Here is a 962-nt window from a genome sequence, read left to right on the forward strand (position 1 = left end):
GCCCGGCCTGGTCGACGCGCTCGCCGCCCTCCCCCCGGACGCTGGACAGGCCGGCGTCCGGGGGGCGATCGACGCGCGCGCCGTCACGCCGGAGCCGGTCCCGCTCACGGAGGCGCGGGCGCTGATCGACGCCTGCTTCGCCTTCGACCGCGTCGCGGACATCCTGGCGGCGCTCGCCGCCGACGGGTCCGAGTTCGCGACGCGGACGCGCACGACGCTGCTGGAGAAATCCCCGTCGAGCCTCGTGCTGACGCTGCGTCTGCTGCGTCTGGGCCGCACGTCCGCACGGCTGGAGGACTGCCTGGAACGCGAGTTCCACGCCTCGCTGGCGCTGCTGGCCGAGGGCGATTTTCGCGAGGGCATCCGCGCCGCCGTGATCGAAAAGGACAAGACGCCGCGCTGGTCGCCGACGACGCTCGACGCGGTCGACCTCGAACGGATCGAGGCCTGGCTGGCCCCTCGGGCGGCCCCGGTCTTTCCGGTGCCGGCCGACGCTTCCCGCCCAGCCCCCGCATCCCGAGGCGCCCGCTGACGCGGCACCTCGGGATGCGGGCGGAGGATGGGGGCCACGAGACAAGACGCGCCGCGGAGCACCGCGCGCGAGACACGACCGGAGGAGCCATGACCACGACGCCCCAAACCATCGCCTTCGTCGGGCTCGGCAACATGGGCGGCCCGATGGCGGCCAACCTCGTCCGGGCCGGGCATTCGGTGCGCGGGTTCGACCTCGCCCCGGCCTCGCTGGAGACCGCGAAGGCGGAGGGGATCGGGATCGTCGGCTCGGTCCTGGAGGCCGTGGACGGCGCGGCCGTGGTGGTGACGATGCTGCCGGCCGGGCGGCACGTGATCGAGGTCTGGTCGCAGGTCGTCGAGGCGGTTCCCGCCGGCACGCTCCTGATCGATTCCTCGACGGTGGACGTCGCGAGCGCCCGCCAGGCCCACGCGCTCGCCGAGGCGCGCGG

At 74.7% G+C, this 962-nt stretch carries 2 protein-coding genes; both read left to right on the forward strand.

Annotated elements, in window-relative coordinates:
• Positions 1-532: enoyl-CoA hydratase/isomerase family protein (locus FV222_RS27360; RefSeq protein WP_187277506.1), on the forward strand; the 532-nt coding region annotated here is incomplete at its 5' end.
• Between the two features lie 89 nt (positions 533-621).
• Positions 622-962, forward strand: a 341-nt coding sequence (locus FV222_RS27365) for an NAD(P)-binding domain-containing protein (protein WP_187277507.1), incomplete at its 3' end; no start/stop codon positions are given.

This window comes from Methylobacterium sp. WL103 (assembly GCF_008039885.1).
Taxonomy (GTDB): Bacteria; Pseudomonadota; Alphaproteobacteria; order Rhizobiales; family Beijerinckiaceae; genus Methylobacterium; species Methylobacterium cerastii.